The organism is Echinicola sp. 20G (assembly GCF_015533855.1).
In the GTDB taxonomy this organism is placed as follows: Bacteria; Bacteroidota; Bacteroidia; order Cytophagales; family Cyclobacteriaceae; genus Echinicola.
On the sequence record NZ_AP024154.1, the window covers coordinates 2,052,501 to 2,070,758 of the forward strand.

Genomic DNA, 18,258 nt, shown 5'->3' on the forward strand with positions numbered 1-18,258 from the left:
GAGATATTGGAAAAGCAAATGTAGGCATAAGTAACGATAAGGCGGGCGAGAAACCCGCCCACCGATAGACCAAGGTTTCCTGATCAACGCTAATCGGATCAGGGTCAGTCTGGACCTAAGGCGAACCCGAAGGGGGTAGTCGATGGACAACGGGTTAATATTCCCGTACCGTATATACAGGCAATGGAGGGACGGAGTGATGAAAGTTCCGCCCGGTGACGGAATACCGGGTTGAAGGGTGTAGGTATTGGAAGTGTAGTCAAATGCGCACTTTTAGCCGAACCTGATAGTACCGCAATCCTTCGGGAGCGCGGATAGCGGACCTAAGAACTTCCAAGAAAATCTTCTAGCGTTAAGCGTATATATGCCAGTACCGCAAACCGACACAGGTGGTCAAGGAGAGAATCCTGAGGTGCTCGAGTGAATCATGGCTAAGGAACTCGGCAAAATGGCCCTGTAACTTCGGGAGAAGGGGCGCCTACTCATCGCAAGATGAGAGGCCGCAGTGAAAAGGCCCAGGCGACTGTTTATCAAAAACACATGGCTTTGCGAAGTGGAAACACAAAGTATAAGGCCTGACACCTGCCCGGTGCCGGAAGGTTAAGGGGGGGCGTTATCGTAAGAGAAGCGCTGAACTGAAGCCCCGGTAAACGGCGGCCGTAACTATAACGGTCCTAAGGTAGCGAAATTCCTTGTCGGGTAAGTTCCGACCTGCACGAATGGTGTAACGATCTGGGCACTGTCTCGGCCATGAGCTCGGTGAAATTGTAGTCGCGGTGAAGATGCCGCGTACCCGCAACGGGACGGAAAGACCCCATGAACCTTTACTGCAGCTTAGCATTGGCATTGGGTAAACGATGTGTAGGATAGGCCGGAGGCTATGAAGCGGCGTCGCCAGGCGTTGTGGAGCCATTGTTGAAATACGGCCCTTTGTTTGCTTGGTGTCTAACCCGCTATGTCGGGGACATTGCTTGGTGGGTAGTTTGACTGGGGTGGTCGCCTCCAAAAGAGTAACGGAGGCTTCCAAAGGTTCCCTCAGCACGCTTGGTAACCGTGCGCGGAGTGCAATAGCATAAGGGAGCTTGACTGCGAGGCCGACAAGCCGAGCAGGGTGGAAACACGGGTATAGTGATCCGGCGGTACCGTATGGAAGGGCCGTCGCTCAAAGGATAAAAGGTACTCTGGGGATAACAGGCTGATCTCCCCCAAGAGCTCATATCGACGGGGAGGTTTGGCACCTCGATGTCGGCTCGTCACATCCTGGGGCTGGAGAAGGTCCCAAGGGTTGGGCTGTTCGCCCATTAAAGTGGCACGCGAGCTGGGTTCAGAACGTCGTGAGACAGTTCGGTCCCTATCTGTTGCGGGCGTGGGAAACTTGAGAGGATCTGACCTTAGTACGAGAGGACCGGGTTGGACGGACCGCTGGTGTACCGGTTGTGGTGCCAACTGCACTGCCGGGTAGCTACGTCCGGAAGGGATAAGCGCTGAAAGCATCTAAGTGCGAAACCCACCTCGAGATGAGGTTTCCGTATAGGGTTGTCATAGACGATGACGTTGATAGGCTGCAGGTGTAAAGCCGGAGACGGCATAGCTGAGCAGTACTAATTGCCCGAAAGCTTACCTGTGGAAATGTTGTATTATCTTTAAGTTGTCATTGTAACCAGGATATTGAATCGGATACCAATATACTACCTGTAGTATGTATGGTACAAAAGAAATCAGGCGACCTAGCCAAAAGATTTTGGGCGGTACGGCGCAGGGGATCCACCTCTTCCCATCCCGAACAGAGAAGTTAAGCCCTGTCGCGCCGATGGTACTGGGGTTACACCCGGGAGAGTAGGTCGCCGCCCTCACCTATACGCCCCCTGTCCTACACGGACAGGGGGCTTTTTTTGTGGCTTATTTTTATTTTACCTTTTTAAGTATATTCTTGACCGTTCTTGCATTTTCTTTTTTATCTGTTGGCTATTTCCTTTAAATTAAATGCATGAATCGAAAAATCGCATTTATAACTGGTGCTACCTCAGGGATTGGAAAAGCCTGTGCCTTATCATTAGCCAAATCTGGTTTTGATATCATTGCTACAGGTAGAAGAGAGGAGAGGTTGATACAATTGAAACAGGAGATTGATCCTTCAGCGAGATATACTTATTTGGTTTTTGACGTCAGAAATAAAAATGATGTAGATACTGCTATTGATAAGTTATCATCTGACTGGAATGAAATAGATGTTTTAGTCAATAATGCAGGCAACGCCCACGGCTTAGATCCTATTCAGTCAGGAAATACCGATGATTGGGATGCCATGATGGACATAAATGTGAAGGGCCTACTCTATGTATCCAAAAAGATCATGCCGATCATGATCGAGCGAAAGAAGGGACATATTGTAAATATAGGCTCTATTGCAGCCAAGGAGGTGTACCCAAATGGGAACGTTTATTGTGCCTCCAAGCACGCTGTAGATGCGCTAACGAAAGGTATGAGGTTGGATTTAACTAAGTACGGTATTAAAGTAACAGGCATACATCCTGGTTTAGTTGAAACGGAGTTTTCTCTTGTTCGTTTTAAAGGGGATGAAGATAAGGCTAAGTCCGTTTATGAGGGATTTGAACCCTTAAAACCGGAGGATATTGCTGATATTGTTAATTTTTCAATTACTAGGCCTTCTCATGTAGCCATGACTGACATTACGGTTTTAGCAGGCTCGCAAGCCAACAGTAATACCGTTTATAAAAACATAGAGTAATGAGATTTTTTTATTGGTTCATTGTTGGCCTTGCATGTTTTGGATGCAATCAAAATCGTTCAAAGGAATGTATTATAAGTTCAAAGGCAGATTTGGAGGTTAACAATGATGTTTCCTTAATGGAAGAGTCGGTAGATAATCTTGAAACAGACACCATAAGCGAATTGGAAAAAGGACTTATCCAAGCAGGACTCACCAATGTAAAGGTTGCCATGCCTGAGGTTTTCATTGAGTTAAAGTACAGTACTAACGATAATTTTTTTGGAAAAGATGTTTATGGTGATTTAATGAATTGCTATTTGCAACCTGAAGTAGTTGTGAAACTTAAAGAGGCTTTAAAGAAGCTCAATGAACAGCATCCTGAGCTTACTTTTTTAATTTATGATGGAGTACGTCCCAATTCCGTGCAGCAAATTCTTTGGGACAGTCTCGATAAACCTGATAGTATAAAGCCGCTGTATGTTGCTGATCCTAAAAAGGGAAGTTTGCACAATTATGGAGTGGCTGTAGATCTAACATTGGCAGAAAGAAATACAGGAATACCATTAGACTTGGGTACTCATTACGATTATTTTGGATATCCAGCATATCCTGACAGGGAAAAGCAAATGCTCAAAGAGGGAAAAATAACCAGAGAACATGTCGCCAACAGAGAAATTTTAAGGAAAGCTATGACTTCCGCAGGCTTTACTGGGATAGGTTCTGAATGGTGGCATTTTAATGCTTTTAGCCTACAAAAGGCAAAAGAACGCTATGAAATAGTAAAGTAAAGAAATCAATTATTTATTCAATAAACTTTAATATTAACCATGAACCTATTTAACCGAATGTCTTTTTTTAAATGTTTGGCATTGATCTGCTTTATCATGACTGCTTCTTTTGGCCTTCATGCTCAAGGTCAGTTTCGAGCACTAGTTTTTAGTAAAACCCAAGGATTTAGACATCAGTCCATTCCAAATGCAGTTAAAGCGATCAAAGACCTGGCAAGTGACCGGGTTTTTAGTGTTTATACAACAGAAGATGCTGCAGTTTTCACAGATGAAAGCCTCAAAAAGTATGACCTAATTATACTGGCCAGTACAACCGGGAATATTCTCAATGATGAACAAAAAGAAGCTTTTAAGAAGTTTGTACAGAGTGGAAAAGGTGTTGTGGGCATTCACAGTGCCACGGATACAGAGTATGAATGGGAATGGTATACAAAAATGATAGGGGGACAATTTAAACACCATCCTGCTCAACAAACCGTGAAAATAGATGTGGTAGATCAAGACCATCCTTCTACTTATCATTTAGCCAATAAGTGGCTTTGGACTGATGAATTGTATGAGTACCAAAACTTTAATGAGGATGTCCATATCCTATTGCAATTAGATGAAAGTACTTATGATGTGGGTTCAAGAAATGGCCAAAAAATGGGCATGGGAACTGTACACCCGATTGCATGGTATCATGAATATGATGGAGGAAGGGTTTTCTATACAGGCTTAGGTCATGTGGATTCAGCTTATGAAGATCCTGATTTTTTGAATCACCTCTATGGAGGAATTTGGTGGGCAGCCAAAGGCTACCCATTGGAATAGCTCTCATTGACCTTTTCAAAGATCTCCTTCAAGGTTTCAGGGTAAATATCATGCCCTCCCTGATAGGAGATTTTTTCTTTTTGAATTGGAATTTTCTGTAGGATTTCCTCTTGTTCTTTCATTTTCTCCTCTGTGAGAAATGGATCTTGATCTCCCAAAACCATAAAAGTTCTGGTGTTTTTAAGGCTTTGATCAAGATGGTTTAGATCGATATCATGCGCAAAACCTCCTCCCCATAGCACAAGTGTATTAACTTGAACTTCCAATTGGGCAGCCCATCTAGTGGCTGTTGCGCTGCCTTGAGAGAAGCCTAATATGTTAATAGAAGGCAGTGTAGAAAAGTAGCTTAGGGACTGGTTTAGTATTGCATTGAGGAAATGATGGTTGTTAGCTATTGCTAGCTCTCGCTGGTGTTTAGTCATCCAGTTTGCACCTACCCTTCCGGAAAATTTTTTTAAATAGGAATAGTTTGTAGCTTCAGGAGCAATAAACAATCTATCCGAATTAAAATGGGACGAAAACTTATTAAGGAAAAAATTGGCTAATTGACCATAGCCATGAAGCACAATCCATAGTTCTTTTTCTAAACCTGTTATCGGCTGAGAAGTTACGTAGGAACCAGTCGTTTGATACTTGACTTGATGGTACATTTTTAGCTATTTAGATCATTAAACTTAAAAGGAAGTAGCTGGCTAATGTTATCCGCTTTTAATATTTGATCATTGGGCGTGTACATTAATATTTGAATATCTGTCTTAAACTTTAGCTCATACTCATTGATAGTTTGTCTGCAAAGGCCGCACGGGGAAACGGTAGCAAATTTGTCACTTCCCTTTTTTTGGGCAATGATGGCAATCTTTAATGGTTTTAGCTTAGGGAAGTTTGCATGGGCATAACCTAGCAATAGCCGTTCTGCACATATTCCGACCGGGAAGGAAGCATTCTCTTGGTTATTGGCCGTAAGGATCTCCTCATTCTCGAGAAGGATAGCGGCACCGACTTTGAAATTAGAGTAGGGGGCATAAGCACTATTCATGGCATTTTTTGCCTTATTGACCAGCTCAATTTCCTTTTCATCAAGTTCATGAATGTCTAGAAGGGTTAAGCTTATATGTTGAGTGATTTTTTTACCCATAGGATATTTTAGGCGGATTGATCAACGAATATTTCATAATATAGTGGATTGAAAACTGATTTCTAAATTTTAATTTTTTCATCAAAAAATTAATCACCATCTTCCATAAACCCATAAATGCTATTTAGAATGAAGACCATTTTAATAATAGGGGCGGGCAAATCCTCAAAAGTGTTGTTGGATTACTTGCTGGAAGAAGCCTATTCAAAAGGACGTTTTATAATTTTAGCAGACAATGACCTGGCAGAAGCATTCAATAAATTGGAGGGACACCCATACGGAGAGGCCGTGAGACTTGATGTCCAGGATGTCGCATTCAGAAGAACCTTGATTTCAAAGTCTGATGTAGTTATTTCCATGCTCCCGGCTTTTTTACATCCTTTAGTTGCAAAGGACTGTTTGGATTTAGGAAAGCACTTTTTTTCTGCTTCCTATGAGTCTTCTCAGATGAAAGAAATGAGTTCAGCCATAAAAGAGAAAGGTTTGTTATTTCTTAATGAATGTGGATTAGATCCCGGGATTGATCATATGTCAGCCATGCAGATAATTGATCGAGAAAAAGAGGCTGGGGGGAAGATTGAATTGTTTAAATCATACTGTGGTGGGCTACTGTCACCAGAGAGTGAAAGAGATAACCCTTGGCGTTATAAGTTTACTTGGAACCCTAGGAATGTGGTTTTGGCAGGACAGGGAGTTTCCGGGTTTATTCGAAATGGACGCTATAAGTTTATTCCTTACCATATGCTTTTCAGAAGAACAGACTTGATCCAGTTTGATGATGTGGGAGATTTTGATGGCTATGCCAATCGTGATTCCTTAAGTTATCGGGCTGTATATGGGCTTGAAGATATTCCAACTATTATTCGCGGAACATTAAGAAGGGCAGGTTTTTGCAAGAGCTGGGATGTGCTGGTTCAGCTAGGTTTAACGGATGATTCTTTCTCTATGAATTTGCCAAGAGATTTTACCAAGAGGATGTTTGTAAATGCTTTTTTACCTTATGATATGATGTTTGGTGTGGAAGAAAAATTGAAGCGGATTTTACCATGGGTCGATGATGAAATCATGGGTAAGCTGGAATGGTTGGGGCTTTTTGATGAAGAACCTTTGCCCCTTTTTGAAGGTAGTCCAGCGACCATTCTTCAACAGATTCTAGAGGATAAATGGCGTATGCAAAAAGATGATAAGGATATGGTGGTGATGCAACACCAATTTCTGGTTAAAGACTACCTTGGTAATGAGAAAAGTATCCATTCTAGCTTAGTAGTAAAGGGGAAAAATAATGTTTACACTGCAATGGCAAAAACGGTGGGACTTCCTTTGGCTGCTGCTGTGGATTTGTTTTTGGATGGAAAAATCAACGTTAGAGGACTTTGCTTACCTACTTTGAAAGAAATTTATTTACCCGTTCTTGATGTGTTGGAAAGTAAAGGGATTTGTTTTGTGGAGAAAGAAAAACTACTCTAAACTAGAAGATCAAAAGGAAATCTTTTAGAAGTTCTTGATACACCTTGCTGTATGAAGAATCATCGTTTTTAATAGTGATCAGAGAAGGTGTAGGTTTGAGACTTTCAGTAAAGGTAAAGGATTTTATATGCCTCAAGACTTTTGTAGAAGGCCTGTCCCTTAATTCAAAAAAGTCTTTGGGGTGCAATCCGAAGAAAGCAGCTATCTTTTCTAAATCATCCATTTGTCTTGGTGGTAAAATTACCCAGAAGGCTCCCGAATTTTTATCGAGTAATTTCACAACACCTTTAATCAAGTCTCCAAATGATAATTCATCATTGTGCAAGGCTTTGTTCCGTTGAACATTTTTGGATTTATTATGATGGGGGAAATAAGGAGGGTTGCTGACAATGAGGGGGAAACTTTCTGTGTGTTTTTTTGAGAATTCTTGAAAGGAAAGGTGATGAATTTCAATTTGATCTTTGAAGGGGCTGTTGTTTTTATTCTCATTAGCCTGCTCAAAAGCGGGTTGATCAATCTCTAACCCTAATATTTTTGCTTCTTGAAACCTTTGGGCAAGCATCAGGGAAATGACCCCGGTTCCAGTGCCTATGTCAAGTATTCGGGTAGGAAATGCTTCATTTACTAAAGCTCCCAATATTACAGCATCTGTGCTGACTTTCATGGCACAGTTTTCCTGATGCACTGTGAATTGTTTGAATTGAAAGTAGGAATTGGGCATATATAGGCCTTTAAGCTAATCCTTTTTCATAGATTTCATCTACCAATAATTTCCCTGATTCAGCAGCTTCGACAGCTAATTGATCGCAGCGTTCATTCTCGGGATGCCCTGCATGTCCCTTTACCCACTGGAACTGTGGTTTGTATTTGTTATGCAGCGGAATGTAACGTTTCCATAGGTCCACGTTCTTTTTGTCCTTAAATGCTTTTTTCTGCCAGCTCCAAATCCATCCTTTCGTGACGGCATCCACTACATATTTACTGTCCGAATATATTTTTACAGGAATACCGTCTACTTTGATGGCTTCAAGGCCTTTGATGACAGCCAATAGCTCCATGCGGTTATTGGTGGTAAGTCTAAATCCTTCAGACAGTTCTTTTTCGTGTTGCTTGTATTTCAGGATAGTTCCATAACCTCCGTTGCCAGGGTTACCTTTGGCCGCGCCATCTGTATAAATCAAAATCATGCTCAAAAGTAAAAAAAAATGTCAGCCATTTCTAGCCGACATTTGAAATGATAGGATTTTAAATACTATTATCAGAGCACATCAAACAAATTGGTTTTAAATATTTTGATGGCTATGGAAAGCAAGATGATGCCAAATATTCTTCTCAAAACATCAAGGCCAGTTTTTCCTAATTTTTTCTCCAACCATGTGGTGCTTTTCAAAACGATATAAACCACTGCCAGGTTGATCAGAATCCCCACCGCAATATTGGCTTGGGAGAATTCTGCTTTTAGGGTTAAAATGGTAGTCATCGTCCCAGCTCCGGCAATCAAAGGGAAGGCAATGGGAACGATGGATGTGCTGGAAGCATCAGCTTCAGGGTCAGGCTTGAATATTTCAATACCCAAGATCATTTCAGCACCTAGGGCAAAAATGATCAGCGCACCAGCAATGGCGAAATCATCCACTCCTATCCCAAAAAGGTTGAGGATGTTTTTTCCCAAAAGGAGAAACAAAACCATTAGGATTCCAGCCACTATGGTCGCTTTCTCAGACTGAATATGCCCTGCTTTTCGTCGTAAGTTGATGATTATAGGGATTGATCCCAAGATATCTATTACCGAAAATAGGATCAATGTAACTGATAAGATTTCTTTGAAGTCAAACATTATTCAAAATTTTTCGCGAAATTAAAATTAAAATTTCGAATAAAATCAATTTTTAAATTAATATTCTTTTAAGAATTTTATAAGCTTTTCAAATTCATCATTAGTGATGGCCGGGAAATTGGCAATTCTAAAGCTGGTGGGCTTTAAAGGACCATATCCACTGCCCATTTGCATGCCTTCTTTTTCTGCCGCCTTTTTAACGGCACTGATAAAGTCTTCTTTGCCAGCAATGCCCATTACCGTTTTACTTCTTGTATTTGGGTTTTGTACTAACATCGTTAGTTTTTCTGATTGGGCAATAGTGTTTTCCAGTACCTTCATCCTTTCCCTGATTATGCCATCTGTTTCCTGAATTTCAGGTCTGTCTTTCAAGCTCCTGTTGAGCAGGTAAATTCCCAACACGTTTGGTGTATAATGCGTTTGGTAATTGGCGGCATTTTCAATGATAAAACTTAAACTATTGTACTTTCCGGATTCACCTTTGCTATGGCATTTTTCTATGGCCTTTGGAGATACAATCAAGATGCCCAAACCTGCGGGCAAGCCGAAGCATTTTTGGACTGAAGCATACCAAATGTCAGCAGCTGTAAAATCCAACTCGATACCAGCCATTGAGGAGGTAGTATCGACTGCAACCATTTTATTTGGATATTTTTCACCTATTTCCCTTATCAGCTCATTGCGTACCTCTGTCGCATTTGAAGTTTCGTTTTGGGTGATGGCTATAAGATCAAATTTTTCATCTATTTCTAAAGAAGCGACATCTACTTCAGTTTCAGTATCCAGTTTGAGCGAGGCTGTCTCAGGATTTAAATGTTGGGCAAAGTTTAACCATTTTTTGCCGAAGGAACCTGAATAAATATGAAAACTGGCATTTTCAACAATTGATTGGGCAATGATTTCCCAGTTTTCAGTAGCACTTGAGGTGAACAATAATTTATAATCCTCAGGGACATGAAGTTTCTCTTTGATCAAAGTCTCTGTTTCCTGGTATAAGTTCATAAAAACAGCACTTCTATGATTGGCACTTAAAATGCCTTGCTCAAATGCATCTTGAAGATAGGTAGATAATTGATCATAGACCTTGGATGGTCCTGGTGCAAATGTTATCATTGTTTTTAAATTAAAATTTTAGAGAAAATACCGAAGGCCTAGTTCATACCCTTTAAGCCCTAGTCCAGAGATCATGCCAATGCATTCTTTGGAAATGATACTTTTGTGCCTGAACTCTTCCCTTTTATAAATGTTGGAAATATGGATTTCCATAACGGGTGTGGTGACGCCGGCAATGGCATCAGAAAGGGCAATCGAAGTATGAGTATATGCGCCAGCATTCATCAGGATAGCATCATAGCTAAAACCGACTTCATGGATTTTATCTACCAATTCTCCTTCAATATTGCTTTGATAGTAGGATAAATCTATTGAAGAAAATGTTTTTTTTAGCGTTTCAAAGTAATCCTCAAAGGTGTCACTGCCATAAATTTCAGGCTCTCTTTTCCCCAAAAGGTTTAGGTTAGGGCCGTTAATGATAAGTATTTTCAAAATTATAGATGGTTTGTGGCGTTTTGTTCAAAATTTTGACCAAAGTTAAGCATTGGATAGGTGATTTAAATAAAAAAGCTACCCTTTAATTTTATCTTTGGATAAAACATTGAGTTCATGCGGGACATTTGGGAAATCTATATCAAGCAATTTGAACATTATTTGAAAATAGAACGCTCTTTAAGCAAAAATTCTATTTTGGCTTATCGGCAAGATATGGATAAGCTTTCTGCTTTTCTTAGAGACCACTTTCCAGAACTTAGCCCTCTTCAGGTGGAGTTAGCACATTTGAGGTCTTTTGTGGATGAATTGGCCTCTTTGGGCGTGTCCGAATATACCCAAGCCAGGGTGATTTCAGGAATAAAGGCTTTCTTTAAGTTTTTGACCTATGAAGATAAGATAGAAGAAGATCCTGCCATTTTGTTAGAAGCTCCAAAGTTGGGAAGAAAACTTCCGGATACCTTAAGTTATCCTGAGATAGTACGGTTACTTGAAGGGATAAAATTAGGAGACAATGAAGGGCATAGGAACCGGGCGATGCTGGAGATTTTGTATAGCAGTGGATTGAGGGTTTCTGAATTGGTAGACCTGAAACTTGGGCAGGTTTATGCAGATATAGGCTTTCTTCGCGTGGTTGGTAAGGGGAATAAAGAGCGACTGGTCCCTATTGGAAAGGATGCTTTGAAGTACTTAAAGATTTATCTGGAAGAAAAGAGGCGCCACCAGAAAATAGAATCTGGCCATGAGGAATTTGTTTTTTTGAACAGAAGAGGGAAAAAGCTTACCCGGGTAATGGTCTTTTTGTTTATAAAAAAACTTGTAGAAGAAGTGGGGATTAAAAAGAAGGTTAGCCCGCATACATTTCGACATAGTTTTGCTACCCACCTAATCGAGGGAGGGGCAGATTTAAGAGCCGTCCAAGAGATGTTGGGCCATGAGAGTATTACCACTACTGAAATCTATACTCACCTGGATCGGGAGTACTTGAGGCAGGTTTTGACAGAATTTCACCCTAGAAAGTAGGTTTGGTGAATTGATTTGAATAAAAAAAGCCCGCTTAACAGAAAGTTAAGCGGGCTTGGTGACCTTATAATTAAGGTTATTTACTCATCTAGTTTTGTGTAAGGGATTTTCATTTTTAACTCCCAAGTTCCACTATCATTGATCTTAATTCCCCATCTGATATAGGCATGGTTCCTGATTTTGCCTGTTTCAGGGTCTCTAAAGGGAGCCCAAAACTCTTCCCATTCTGCATCTGTTTTGGGACCTTTATCTGCTTCATAGGCTTCTTTGTCCACTACAAAGGCACTTCCCTTAGATAAATAATACATTAAATAAGAGCTGTTTCCACTATAGTTTCTCGCATATTGAGGAAATGGAGGAGCCGGCAAGAAGAAAGAAGTTGATTTTTCACCTTCAATGGTCTCTACAGAGTTGTCATGGTAGTTTTGTAGATAAGATGAGCCGCTTGGGTAAAATGTGATCTCATCTGTATCTACTGTATTCCCATAGCTATCTTGAATGATCATATCCACTTGAACAGAATTGGCTGGCTCATTGCTGATTTTTTGAATGGAGAAGTAGGGATTAGTTCCATCTAAAACACTTGGGATATTTTCATCATCCGGGCCAGTGATCACTCCAGTGTGGGCTATGGTATTTCCATTGTCCTTATCCAAAAGTAATCTTGACCTCATCTCAGTAGGAAACTCAACTGCATTGAAAGGCTCTAGCTTTATAACTGTAAAATCCTGAAGAAGTTTTTCTCCTTTGATATTGGAGACTTGAACATCAGCTTTGAACAGACTATTTTGTACAAATTTTGTAGCTTGAGTGAAAGCAAATTCCCCACTGATTTCATTCATCATAATGGATGGTTCTTCAGACAATTCCAGTTTGGCTTCTGCTAAGGCCATAGTAGTGTCTGTGTCACCATTAAAAGCTTCTTTCCAAATCCTGATTTCATGTGTCTCAAGAAGCTCATTGTTCGGGTTGCCGTCCATGTCCGTAAACCCAATAATTTCCCAGTTCAAAGGAGCGGTTGAATTTTCGATAGCTGGACGTGCCGAAACTGTAAAGGTGCCCCTTGGTACGGATATAGTGTCTTGGGTTGAGTGAACATTTTCACTTAAGTAGCCTATTTCAGGTGGAGTACAAGATATTACACCCAAAAATGATACTATTAATAATTGATATATGGATTTTTTCATTTTCGAATTGTTTTAGTGGGCTGATAATTATTAATTATCATAGTTAAACAGGATATGATCTCCTTGTAAAACATGGATCATACCATTTGTAGATACCAAGTTTGATGTCCTTACAATAATGACATCATCATCAAGGATGTTATCCCAATCATCCCAGACGTCACCATTTTTATACGTGAAGAATACATATTCCGGGAAACTACTTAACTGGTCTGTGTATTCTTCCCTTGGCTCTAAGGAAATCCTTCTTTGCTCACCGTTTAAAGCAGTCAAAATATCACCATCTGCACTCATGTCATCTCTTGTGATTCTTCCTGGGAAAATATATCCTCCCATGTATTTTTGAAGAGTGTCGAGAGGAATGTCATTTACCGTAAATTCAGCTTCAGCATCTTCTTGTCTCATTTCGGCAAGTACTTCATCCACATATTTTTGGATGGAGAGGTTATTTGGCGCAAATAATGTATTTTCTCCATTAACCTCTTCTATAAGTCCAGCTCTTTCTATCAAAAGCGCTAATGTATCCAGATGAGGGTGAGACTGTAAGAAAGTAAAGGTGTCGGATCCCACTTCACCACTACTTATGCCTCCATCTACCAAATAGTCATCAGTTATACAGGATATTAATCCAAATGATATAGCTAGGATATAAATATATTTTTTCATCATTTTAATGTTTTAGGTGATTACAAGCGACCTTGCCAATATTCAGTTTGAACGATTGAAGGATTTCTAATAATTACGCCGTTAGATACAGGCCAGAAATAACCATTTTTGGCTTTTCTGTTACTATTCATCCAAGAAACACCTTCAAAATAATCCATTCTGATGCGGTCGTATGCAGAATGCGCCTCGGCTACCAACTCAATTGCCCTTTCATCGAAAATAGCTTTGATCAAGTTGCTTCTATCTTGAACCCCTGTATAAGCTGGTACACCAGCCTGACTCCTTACCAAATCAAGGTCTTGCACAGCTGCTGAATATTGTCCTAGTTTTGTATAGGCTTCAGCTCTAAGTAAGTAGATATCTGCTAATCTAAATATTAAGATATTAGACTCTGAGAATCTGGCGTAAGGGTCTTCAGATGCTGGGTCATCAGAACTAAAGGAATATTTTAAAGGGAAGGTGCTGGCTCCCATATCCTCAAAATCATTGAAAAACAACTCTTTTCTCACATCGGTATCTCTCTCTGGTTCAGCCATAAATTCATAACCATAGAAGTCTGGGTTTCCAGTAGGAGCTGTACCGTTGTTTCCGTTCAAAATTGGCTGGTTTAAGGTTAATCCGGTATGGTTACCATTACCATTATTCATTCTGAAAGACTCGTTAACATCAGCGCTGATATTAATTTCAAACAATCCTGTTTTGGATTGTCCTCTCATCATTTTTTCAAAACCTTCTTGACCTTCAGATACATAGTCAATAAGGCTGGTGTTACTGTTGTTGATTACTGAGGTGGCAACATCAAGACTTTGTTGTACTAATTCATTGTCATTATTATTTCTGCTGGCATACCAAAGTAAAGTATGTGCCTTCAATGCTTCAGCACTTGCTTTATTAGCAGTAATTGCCCAATTTCTAGATCCAGGGCTAGCATATTCCAATAATCCAATAGACTTTTCAACGGCTTCTAGAATATAATCTAAAACTTCATTTTCAGGAGATCTCGAAACTTCCACAATGTAGCCATCAGGAGTAATCAATTGATCTGAAGTTTCTAAGGACTCATGTACGATTGGAATCTCGCCCCAAATTCTGGTCATGTAGAAATAGGATAAGGCCCTGACAAATGCTGCCTCTCCGATAATCCTATTTTTTTCTTGAGGAGTAGTGAATAACTCTTCAGACATTCCTTCAACATATTGTTCAATGGTGAATGCCCAGTTAGCAGCTCTATAAAAAAGCTTCCATTCCTGAGTATTTTCCCGATATGGTAAGACATAGTTTCCACTTCCTTCAATGTAGTCTGTGATCCAGAATTTACTATCCATTAGTGTTTTTGCAGGAAATTCTCCCCAATGAAGAAAATTTGCTTGATAGGTCATGGCATTCTTAAATAAGGCATAAGAGCCTGCCAAAGCCTGTTCCGCTTCACTCTGTGAACTCCAGTAGACATCAGGATGAGTAATGCTTACAGGTTCCTGATCCAATATACTGGTACAGCTAAAGGTTAGCGTTAAAATAAATGTTAGTATGGCTATGTTTATTTTTCCTAAATTTTTCATGGTGTTGTTTTTAGAATCTAGCATTTATACCCAAGGAAAATGTTTTGGCTTGTGGATAGCCATTGCCCAATACGTGTCCGCGAGCATCAACCATGGAGGCATCCACAATAGATTTCGATCTTTGCCATTGATATGGGTTTAAAACGGATAGATAAACTCTCAATCTGCTAAGTCCCCATTTGTCGATTATGGAATTTTTATTAAATACATATCCGACAGAGGCGTTAGTTACTTTCCAGTAGTCACCGTTTTCTATCCACATGGTTTGGTTACCTCTGAAAGCATAGAAGGGGCTTTCTCCTCCACCCGCAGGGAAGAGAGCAGGGAATCGTACGCCGGCAGCACCATCACCTGGTTGTTCCCAGAAACTATATTCACTAAGATCTGCTAAACCAGAAGTTGCCCAACCAGTACCGCCTCTGTCATATCTATCCATATAACTATTCAATACTGTGTTCTTGATGTCTGCGCCAAAGGAGAATTGACTATATGCTTGGAAGTACCAACCTTTGTAGCGAAGGTTGATGTTGAAGTTACCTTGGATATCCGGAACCGGGGAATAATCCAATGACATGATCTGGTCACCGGCCTCATCCAATAGGTAATCTCCATTGATGTCTTCCCAGATAGGGAGTCCTGGCCTGATGGCTGCCCATGCAGATTTTCCAGTAAGTGGTTCTCCAGTGTAAGGGTTGACAGGAAGTTGTTCTAGGTTGTCAATGATATAATCATTGATGAAAACTTGATAAAGATTAAGCGGTCTTCCTACGATGTAACCATAGCTACCGATAAGGTAGTCTCTATCTCCATTTGGTAATGCACTCACATAGTTTTCGTTTCTTGCCACACCTGCAGTAAGTTCCAGCTTCCAGTCACTTACTCTTGGGAAGAAATCATAACGGACTTGAGCCTCATAACCATAGTTTAATACACCTGCTACGTTGGCCTTGGCATTGTTATACCCTGAATAGGAAGGGAAGGCAATGTCAAAGAACAATTGGTCGGTACTTTTATTATAGGCATCAAAGGTGATGTTCAAACGTTGGTTTACCATGGCCAAGTCAAAACCTAAATTCCACTGACGGGATTCTTCCCATGACAATTGATCATTGCCGATAGCGTCATAGTTAGGGACTACTCCGGTGATACCACCATAAGAAGATACGCTCATTTGGTTAGAAGCATATCCTGTGGATAAACCTCCATAACCTAAGTCATAAGCACCGAATCTTAAATAGTTTTGGCTAAACTGCTTACCATTGATACCCCAGCTACCGCGAAGTTTACCAAAGTCTAACCAATCACCTACGATTTTTTGAACAAATGGCTCATCGGAGAATACCCAGCCTAGTGATACCGATCCGAAGTTGGCCCAACGGGAGTCTTTACCAAATCTGGAAGAAGCATCTCTACTGTAGTTGACACTGATTAAGTACTTCTGCTTATACTTATAATTGAACCTGGCATAATAGGAAAGTAGCGCATTTTCACTGATGTCTGTGAAGCCGCCGATATTATCCTTTGTATATCTTTCGTTGATGACTTGGATGGCATCACTACCAAAACCAACAGCGTTGATTCCCATGTCTTCGTACTTGTTGTAATCTACACGATTACCAGCAATGGCGATGATTTCATGGTTACCAAATGTTTTGAAATAGTCAAAATATAAATCGGAAGCATTGTTCTTTCTCGTGTAAAGGGAGTATGCTGCGTAGCCGTCTCCATTAGGTCTAATATTAGATGGCTCATAGAAGTTTTTCTTGTTGGCATCGTATTGGAAAGTCAACTGAGAATTAAGTTTTAATCCGTCAATGATCTTCAACTGAGCGAAGTTTGAAAAGGTCACTTTAAACTGCTCGTCCGTATTTAACTTGTTTTCAAGTTCTCCTTGCAGCGATTGGATTTTTGCTTCAGGTAGATAGAAAAGCGATGAGTTCAAATTGTTAGGACTGGTAGGTAAACTGTTGTCCAAGTTAAATGACCCTCCTCCAGGATTTCCTTGACCAGTTTTGTTCTCAGTCATGGAAGAGTTGATAATGAACTGGTTGGTGAATTTCTTTCCAGCCTTCATGTTCAAGTTGGCATTCAACGTATACCTTGTAAACCCAGTAGCCTTTACAACACCTTTGTCATCGTTATATCCGAGGGAAACACGATAGTTTGAAGTTTCGCTACCGCCTCTCATGCTCAAATTGTACCTTTGAGACACACCAGTTTGATAAAATAATCCCTGATAATCTACATTATTGTTAAAAGAGGGATTAAGACTGTCCGTTAACATGATTGGTACATTGTTAGACAGTAAAAAATCATGGTCCCACCATTTTTCCAACATGCCCATTTTTTCCCTTCTTTCTGCTGCACCTGCCAGCATTGGGACTAGTTCAGGAATAGGTTGGAAGCCTATGCTGGTAGTGAAATCAAACTGAGGTTTTTCTAAAGCTGCTCCTCTTTTTGTTTTGATGATAATAACACCGTTAGCACCTCTTGATCCGTAAATGGCTGCTGCTGACGCATCTTTGAGGATATCGATACTTTCAATGTCATTCGGGTTTAAGGAGGCGAGGTAATCTGTGTTTGAAACACCATAACCTGCAAGATCCTCCAATGAAGTCTGTACCCCATCAACTACATACAGTGGAGTACTAAAAGCGGTAAATCGCTCTCCTCCATCTAGTCCACCTGATACGGTAGAGTTACCCCTGATGATCAGTCCTCCTCTTGCTCCTGGAGCACCACTGACATTTACAGTCTGGATACCTGTACTTTGAGTACCTATCAAGGAGGCTACATTGGTTACGGGAATGGCCTCTAGGTCTTCGCCTTTAATGCTACTGGTTGCACCGGTTACATCTCTTTTGATGACAGATTGATAACCGACTACCACAAATTCATCCAATTCAGATTCCTTTGCTTTTAGAGCAATCTTGAGTGGCTGGCCATCTGTGATGGTTTTTTCTATAGGTTCATAGCCTATAAAGGAAAATACGAGAACTTGCCCAGCTTCAACACTTATTTTGAAATTCCCATCTACATCAGTGACCATTCCTTTTGTTGTCCCTTTTAATAGGATGTTTGCCCCTGGGATGGGCTCTTCAGATGTAGCATCTGAAACGGTCCCGGTTACTGTAATTGTTTGCGCTGTGACGAGACCACACAGGCAAAACATTAAGAAAAAACTTAGTAGAGTTTTAAGCATTGTTTAGAGTGTTTGTGTTACTAATTTTTTTGAATGAAAGAAGCGTATTTTATAATACTTGTTCTCAATAAACCTTATCAAATAGTCTTCAAGAAAGCCAATGGCCGCAACTTATTTTCGTGACAAATTGGGCATAACTAGTCCAGTCTTAATCTCAAAAATTAAGAAATGGAACATCATAATATTATAAGGGCTAATCTTTAAGCGTATCTAGGAAAAGGTACCATGATGCATCACTTTTAGGGTGTTTTTTATAAAATGATTTTTAAATCAATCGTTTTATTTGTTTTACTATCACAATTCTT

At 40.3% G+C, this 18,258-nt stretch carries 16 protein-coding genes and 2 rRNA genes (1 of these 18 cut by a window edge); 7 read left to right on the top strand and 11 right to left on the bottom strand.

Going from position 1 to position 18,258, the window contains the following annotated elements; all coding sequences use genetic code 11:
• From JL001_RS08900 to JL001_RS08920, 5 genes are all read left to right on the top strand, one after another.
• Nucleotides 1–1,625 (top strand): 23S ribosomal RNA (locus JL001_RS08900); it begins 1,251 nt to the left of the window's first position.
• Between the two features lie 116 nt (nt 1,626–1,741).
• Nucleotides 1,742–1,853: ribosomal RNA gene (gene rrf, locus JL001_RS08905) — 5S ribosomal RNA — on the top strand.
• 134 nt (nt 1,854–1,987) lie between these two features.
• Nucleotides 1,988–2,749 (top strand): SDR family NAD(P)-dependent oxidoreductase, encoded by a 762-nt coding sequence (locus tag JL001_RS08910; protein ID WP_200975755.1) that lies wholly within the window; start codon nt 1,988–1,990, stop codon nt 2,747–2,749.
• Nucleotides 2,749–3,519, top strand: a complete 771-nt coding sequence (locus JL001_RS08915; protein WP_200975756.1) for a M15 family metallopeptidase — start codon at nt 2,749–2,751, stop codon at nt 3,517–3,519. Before JL001_RS08910 ends, JL001_RS08915 begins: the two co-directional genes overlap by 1 nt.
• A gap of 96 nt (nt 3,520–3,615) precedes the next feature.
• Nucleotides 3,616–4,332, top strand: a complete 717-nt coding sequence (locus JL001_RS08920; RefSeq protein WP_236252969.1) for a ThuA domain-containing protein — start codon at nt 3,616–3,618, stop codon at nt 4,330–4,332.
• Here JL001_RS08920 and JL001_RS08925 read toward each other — a convergent pair.
• Nucleotides 4,317–4,982 carry an alpha/beta hydrolase gene (locus JL001_RS08925; protein WP_200975758.1) on the bottom strand — a complete coding sequence of 222 codons (666 nt, stop codon included), beginning with the start codon at nt 4,980–4,982 and terminating at the stop codon, nt 4,317–4,319. The two genes, JL001_RS08920 and JL001_RS08925, sit on opposite strands and share 16 nt — an antisense overlap.
• 2 nt (nt 4,983–4,984) lie before the next feature.
• On the bottom strand, nt 4,985–5,467 hold the full coding sequence (locus tag JL001_RS08930) for a cytidine deaminase (RefSeq protein ID WP_200975759.1): 483 nt from the start codon (nt 5,465–5,467) through the stop codon (nt 4,985–4,987).
• Between the two features lie 129 nt (nt 5,468–5,596).
• Between JL001_RS08930 and JL001_RS08935 the strand changes: the two genes are divergently transcribed.
• Nucleotides 5,597–6,934, top strand: a complete 1,338-nt coding sequence (locus JL001_RS08935; RefSeq protein ID WP_200975760.1) for a saccharopine dehydrogenase family protein — start codon at nt 5,597–5,599, stop codon at nt 6,932–6,934.
• Nucleotide 6,935: 1 nt separating this feature from the next.
• Here JL001_RS08935 and JL001_RS08940 read toward each other — a convergent pair whose 3' ends face one another.
• From JL001_RS08940 to aroQ, 5 genes are all read right to left on the bottom strand, one after another.
• Nucleotides 6,936–7,655 (bottom strand): tRNA1(Val) (adenine(37)-N6)-methyltransferase, encoded by a 720-nt coding sequence (locus JL001_RS08940; RefSeq protein WP_200975761.1) that lies wholly within the window; start codon nt 7,653–7,655, stop codon nt 6,936–6,938.
• A 10-nt stretch (nt 7,656–7,665) separates the two neighbouring features.
• Nucleotides 7,666–8,121: a ribonuclease HI gene (rnhA, locus tag JL001_RS08945; RefSeq protein WP_192008882.1), complete on the bottom strand. Its 456-nt coding sequence runs from the start codon at nt 8,119–8,121 to the stop codon at nt 7,666–7,668.
• A 71-nt stretch (nt 8,122–8,192) separates the two neighbouring features.
• On the bottom strand, nt 8,193–8,771 hold the full coding sequence (locus tag JL001_RS08950; protein ID WP_200975762.1) for a MarC family protein: 579 nt from the start codon (nt 8,769–8,771) through the stop codon (nt 8,193–8,195).
• 57 nt (nt 8,772–8,828) lie between these two features.
• Nucleotides 8,829–9,884 carry an aminotransferase class V-fold PLP-dependent enzyme gene (locus JL001_RS08955; RefSeq protein ID WP_200975763.1) on the bottom strand — a complete coding sequence of 352 codons (1,056 nt, stop codon included), beginning with the start codon at nt 9,882–9,884 and terminating at the stop codon, nt 8,829–8,831.
• 18 nt (nt 9,885–9,902) lie between these two features.
• A complete protein-coding gene (aroQ, locus tag JL001_RS08960; RefSeq protein WP_192008865.1) occupies nt 9,903–10,316 on the bottom strand; it encodes a type II 3-dehydroquinate dehydratase in 414 nt (137 codons plus the stop codon).
• A gap of 117 nt (nt 10,317–10,433) precedes the next feature.
• Here aroQ and xerD point away from each other — a divergent pair, with 117 nt between their 5' ends.
• A complete protein-coding gene (gene xerD, locus JL001_RS08965; protein WP_200975764.1) occupies nt 10,434–11,339 on the top strand; it encodes a site-specific tyrosine recombinase XerD in 906 nt (301 codons plus the stop codon).
• Nucleotides 11,340–11,419: 80 nt separating this feature from the next.
• On the opposite strand, the gene JL001_RS08970 is transcribed toward xerD, so the two are convergent.
• From JL001_RS08970 to JL001_RS08985, 4 genes are read right to left on the bottom strand one after another with little or no spacing between them, the layout of a single operon-like run.
• Nucleotides 11,420–12,526 (bottom strand): DUF5007 domain-containing protein, encoded by a 1,107-nt coding sequence (locus JL001_RS08970; protein ID WP_200975765.1) that lies wholly within the window; start codon nt 12,524–12,526, stop codon nt 11,420–11,422.
• Between the two features lie 30 nt (nt 12,527–12,556).
• Complete coding sequence (locus tag JL001_RS08975) at nt 12,557–13,195, bottom strand: fasciclin domain-containing protein (protein WP_200975766.1); 639 nt, start codon at nt 13,193–13,195, stop codon at nt 12,557–12,559.
• Nucleotides 13,196–13,212: 17 nt separating this feature from the next.
• Nucleotides 13,213–14,751 (bottom strand): RagB/SusD family nutrient uptake outer membrane protein, encoded by a 1,539-nt coding sequence (locus JL001_RS08980; protein ID WP_200975767.1) that lies wholly within the window; start codon nt 14,749–14,751, stop codon nt 13,213–13,215.
• Between the two features lie 10 nt (nt 14,752–14,761).
• Nucleotides 14,762–17,923 carry a SusC/RagA family TonB-linked outer membrane protein gene (locus JL001_RS08985; protein ID WP_200975768.1) on the bottom strand — a complete coding sequence of 1,054 codons (3,162 nt, stop codon included), beginning with the start codon at nt 17,921–17,923 and terminating at the stop codon, nt 14,762–14,764.
• Nucleotides 17,924–18,258: the final 335 nt, after the last annotated feature.

Bases quoted from the DNA above. Each gene is read 5' to 3' on its own strand.
- JL001_RS08970 (WP_200975765.1), bottom strand. From the start codon at position 12,526: ATGAAAAAATCCATATATCAATTATTAATAGTATCATTTTTGGGTGTA.
- JL001_RS08985 (WP_200975768.1), bottom strand. From the start codon at position 17,923: ATGTTTTGCCTGTGTGGTCTCGTCACAGCGCAAACAATTACAGTAACC.
- JL001_RS08915 (WP_200975756.1), top strand. From the start codon at position 2,749: ATGAGATTTTTTTATTGGTTCATTGTTGGCCTTGCATGTTTTGGATGC.
- JL001_RS08935 (WP_200975760.1), top strand. From the start codon at position 5,597: ATGAAGACCATTTTAATAATAGGGGCGGGCAAATCCTCAAAAGTGTTG.
- rnhA (WP_192008882.1), bottom strand. From the start codon at position 8,121: ATGATTTTGATTTATACAGATGGCGCGGCCAAAGGTAACCCTGGCAAC.
- JL001_RS08975 (WP_200975766.1), bottom strand. From the start codon at position 13,195: ATGATGAAAAAATATATTTATATCCTAGCTATATCATTTGGATTAATA.
- JL001_RS08950 (WP_200975762.1), bottom strand. From the start codon at position 8,771: ATGTTTGACTTCAAAGAAATCTTATCAGTTACATTGATCCTATTTTCG.
- JL001_RS08930 (WP_200975759.1), bottom strand. From the start codon at position 5,467: ATGGGTAAAAAAATCACTCAACATATAAGCTTAACCCTTCTAGACATT.
- xerD (WP_200975764.1), top strand. From the start codon at position 10,434: ATGCGGGACATTTGGGAAATCTATATCAAGCAATTTGAACATTATTTG.
- JL001_RS08980 (WP_200975767.1), bottom strand. From the start codon at position 14,751: ATGAAAAATTTAGGAAAAATAAACATAGCCATACTAACATTTATTTTA.
- JL001_RS08955 (WP_200975763.1), bottom strand. From the start codon at position 9,884: ATGATAACATTTGCACCAGGACCATCCAAGGTCTATGATCAATTATCT.
- JL001_RS08925 (WP_200975758.1), bottom strand. From the start codon at position 4,982: ATGTACCATCAAGTCAAGTATCAAACGACTGGTTCCTACGTAACTTCT.
- JL001_RS08910 (WP_200975755.1), top strand. From the start codon at position 1,988: ATGAATCGAAAAATCGCATTTATAACTGGTGCTACCTCAGGGATTGGA.
- JL001_RS08940 (WP_200975761.1), bottom strand. From the start codon at position 7,655: ATGCCCAATTCCTACTTTCAATTCAAACAATTCACAGTGCATCAGGAA.
- JL001_RS08920 (WP_236252969.1), top strand. From the start codon at position 3,616: ATGACTGCTTCTTTTGGCCTTCATGCTCAAGGTCAGTTTCGAGCACTA.